Source organism: uncultured Fretibacterium sp., from assembly GCF_938040765.1.
GTDB lineage: Bacteria > Synergistota > Synergistia > Synergistales > Aminobacteriaceae > CAJPSE01.
The window spans coordinates 1-3,369 of sequence record NZ_CALIAA010000296.1 but is presented as its reverse complement, the minus strand read 5'-3'; the positions used below and the strand labels follow the sequence as shown (position 1 = coordinate 3,369).

4 protein-coding genes are annotated in these 3,369 nt (G+C 63.8%); all 4 read right to left on the bottom strand.

Annotation, left to right across the window (positions count from 1 at the left end; translation table 11 throughout):
* Positions 1–72: 72 nt before the first annotated feature.
* The 4 genes from rpmA to Q0176_RS10375 all read right to left on the bottom strand — a co-directional run bounded on the left by rpmA (position 73) and on the right by Q0176_RS10375 (position 2,994).
* Positions 73–360: a 50S ribosomal protein L27 gene (gene rpmA / locus Q0176_RS10390; RefSeq protein WP_299075726.1), complete on the bottom strand. Its 288-nt coding sequence runs from the start codon at positions 358–360 to the stop codon at positions 73–75.
* The gene (locus Q0176_RS10385) at positions 357–683 is read right to left on the bottom strand and encodes a ribosomal-processing cysteine protease Prp (protein WP_299302565.1); all 327 of its coding nucleotides are present in this window, start codon (positions 681–683) and stop codon (positions 357–359) included. The genes rpmA and Q0176_RS10385 overlap by 4 nt, the downstream gene beginning before the upstream one ends.
* An 18-nt stretch (positions 684–701) precedes the next feature.
* Positions 702–1,013 (bottom strand): 50S ribosomal protein L21, encoded by a 312-nt coding sequence (gene rplU, locus Q0176_RS10380; RefSeq protein ID WP_299302562.1) that lies wholly within the window; start codon positions 1,011–1,013, stop codon positions 702–704.
* A 295-nt stretch (positions 1,014–1,308) separates the two neighbouring features.
* Complete coding sequence (locus tag Q0176_RS10375; protein ID WP_299302559.1) at positions 1,309–2,994, bottom strand: SH3 domain-containing protein; 1,686 nt, start codon at positions 2,992–2,994, stop codon at positions 1,309–1,311.
* Between the last annotated feature and the right edge of the window lie 375 nt (positions 2,995–3,369).

The window sequence follows — 3,369 nt, the reverse complement described above, 5'->3', positions numbered from 1 at the left end:
AAAGTAGATTGAAGCCCAAACGAAACTCGAGACCTCAAGTCAGCCCCGACTCATAGCGGGCCGGGGAAGAATTTACCGGGCGGCGTCCGGAACGATGGAGACGTACTTGCGGTCCCCGCGGGTGGCGTATTCCACCCTGCCCGGAAGCAGGGCGAAGAGGGTGAAATCGCGTCCCAGCCCGACGTGTTTCCCAGGATGGACCCTGGTCCCGCACTGCCGGACCAGGATGCTCCCCGCCGTCACCTCCGTGCCGGCGTAGACCTTGATCCCCCTGTACTTGGGGTTGCTGTCCCTGCCGTTGGTGGAACTGCCCTGCCCCTTCTTATGGGCAAAAAACTGTATGTCGAAACGAAAGATCATCTTTGCACCTCCGTGATGCTCACATATCCGGGATAGCCGGACTCTATCTCCTTCAGGGACAGCGCGACCGTCCGCGTCAGAAGGTCCAGGGAATCCGCAACCTCCTCGGGCCAGGACACCCAGATCAGCGGGACGTCGGGGTCGGCCTCGCAGCGCAGATCCCGCACCTCCGCCACCTCGGAAAGCCCAAGCAGAAGGCCGTGGACCAGAGCGGAAACCGCCGCACAGACGACATCCTGCCCCCTCGGAGCGCTCCCGGAATGTCCCAGGCTCTCCAAACCGACAAGCGCGCTTCCGCCCCAGTAAAGGGTGACCCGAACCATGGGGCGCGGCCCGACTGGCTAGCCGTCGATCCCGCGGATGACGACCTCGGTGAAATACTGCCGATGCCCGCGCAGGCGGCGATAGTTCTTCTTGCTCTTGTACTTGAACACGATGACCTTCTTGTCCCGGGCCTGGGCGAGGATCTCCGCCCGGACGCTGGCGCCCGCGACATAGGGAGTCCCGAACTTCGTCCCGCTGTCGCCGCCCACCATCAGGACCTTGTCCAAAACGACCTCGTCCCCCGCGGCCCCGTCCAGGCGTTCGACGCGGAATCTGTCCCCCACCTGAACACGATACTGTTTGCCGCCGGTCTCCAAAACTGCATACACGATCATTTTCCTCCTTCCGCTGGCTCAAGGCTCCCCCGCAGGGTCCCGAAGGACCGCCCGGGAGATTGCGCCCCGGCCATGCGCCGTATAGAACTCAATAATTCTACGCACAGACAGTCGATTCGTCAACACAAAAGCCCCGCCCGACTTCGGGTTGGGTACGGAACAGGCTCGCGAGGCGGGAACAGCGGCCGCGACGTGGCAAAACGATTCCAACTCGGTCGAGCCCGCGAGGGCTCCGCCATCGGCCGGCGAAGGGCTCCCGTCATTCGCCCGGGACGACCAGGGGCTCGAGCTAAGGCCTGCCTACCGTAACGCTCTTCACCGCCCCGTCCTTCCCGAAGTGGACGCTCATTCCCCGGCCGTCCGACTCGGCGTAGCGCCACTGACCGGAGCCCAACTGGTACGGGTACCCCATGGCCCGGAGAAGCTCCGCCTGCGTCATCCCGACCCTGACCCCGTTCTTCAGCTCTCGGCCGGAGGAGGTGAGCTGAAGCCGGGTGACCGCATCGCCGTTCAGTGTGGCAGTCAGCCCCTGCCAGCCCAGGGAGGCCCCCTTGCTCCGGGCCGGCTGCCCCAGGGTCGCAATCATCTCCGCCTTGTTGGCCCCGAAGGACCTCAGCAGCACGTCCGTATACCCCTTGGGAAGCGCCTCGCCCATGGGCAGGAAATATTGCCCGTAGATCCAGCCCTCCTTGTTGGCCCCGGTACGGACCCGATACCAGACGCCCGAGAGCGACCCGGATGTGCCCTCCCAGGTCTCGAGAATCTCGGCCTGGTCGTTCGTCTGCAGGCGCACGACGGACTTCGAGGTGGTGGAGTGATCCTCCCTCAGGTTCACGTTCGACCCCATCACCCTGCCGCGCGCAGGCTTCTCGTGAATCGTCAGGGACGGCAGGTCGATGGACGGTCCGAGGGGCCGGGCGACATCGATGCTATTCACCACGGGCGAGGGCAAAGGCGGGGCCGGCTGCTCCGGGGCAGGTTCCGGACGCACGGGAAGCTGGTTCTCCGGCAGCTTCCGCAGCCCCAGAAGGAACCACGTCGCCCCCCCGATCACCCCCAGCAGGATCAGGACCCCCGCGAACCGGCGCCCCAGGGAGCGGGTCCGCCGCTTTCTCCGCCGCGCGTATTGGGAAAACTCCTGATAGGAGGCGTCGGGGTCGATGTTCAGCGGACGTATCGGGACGGACACATTCTCCTTCCGGGGCCTGACGAACACCTTGTGCGGAGCGGTAACCTGAAACTCCTCCGTCTCGGGCGGACAGAACAGGTCCTCCAGGGGCTCCGGGGGAACTTCGTCCTCCGCCTCGTCGGGAGGGGAAACAACCGGGCCCCGGACGGTATCGACAGCCTCGGCGACCGGCTCTTCGGCATAAGGGACCGCCTCGTGTTTCGGCGGCTCGGGGACCGCGGGCTCCTCCGGGCCCGCATCGGCGGGAATATGCAGGGAGGACCCGCAGGTCGGACAATAGCGGTGGTCGATCGCGACGTTGGCGCCGCAGGTGGGGCAGGTCTTGGAGCTCCTCCTCCGTACCTTGGGCAGCTCCTCCGGCATCGTGGGGAGCGGGACCGTCCTCTCCCTCTCCTGCGGGGCGGAGGCGACCCGCGCCTGCTGCTCCCGACGCCTCCGCCGCAGTTCCCGGGGATCGATCAGCTCCTCCTCGGGGGCATCGGGCTCGTCCTCCCCATAGTCATCCTCATCGTCCGCGAAATCGGAGCGGCGAGGAAGGAAAAAGCAGAGGACCGTGGCGATCAGGTACAGGCTCCCGTAGATCCAGAACTCGGAGGGAGAGACGATGCAGAGCAGGGCCCCCAGCATCAGATAGACACTGCCCATCCGGTTCCGGTTGAAGGCGACGATCCCGCCGATCATGGCAAATACGGCGGATGTGATCGTCAGGGCCCCGACCAGCCACGGCGGCATGGATCCGGAGCTCACCGGAAAGAGGCCGAAGAGCATGAACACGCTGTGAATCATCGACAGAACAAACGTTCCCAAGGATAACGCCAAAATAATCCAACGCATCGTTCTTTCCTCCAGGACGGCAAAACTATTTCCCAGCCTCCCGTACCGACGCGGCACAAAAGGACATGGGGCCGGACCGCAGCAGGCTTGGCCATCAAATCCGGATTACCCGGAAAACCGGAAGCTCATCCTGCTGCGGCAGCCCGACGAACGCCTTCTTAATTTACACGAAAAGGCGGAAATCACAACCCCAAAGAGGCTGAAGCCGCTAAGGAAGCGCTAATTACAACAAAAGCGCATATTTTTCCAAAAGGAAATATGCCAAACATCTATAGGCAAAAATCTCCAGCGCTTCCCTGAAAATTAATATGGGGGCTTCGCCCCCAA

Coding starts and splice junctions, on each gene's coding strand:
- rpmA (WP_299075726.1), bottom strand. CDS start 360: ATGATCTTTCGTTTCGACATACAGTTTTTTGCCCATAAGAAGGGGCAG.
- Q0176_RS10385 (WP_299302565.1), bottom strand. CDS start 683: ATGGTTCGGGTCACCCTTTACTGGGGCGGAAGCGCGCTTGTCGGTTTG.
- Q0176_RS10375 (WP_299302559.1), bottom strand. CDS start 2,994: ATGATTCACAGCGTGTTCATGCTCTTCGGCCTCTTTCCGGTGAGCTCC.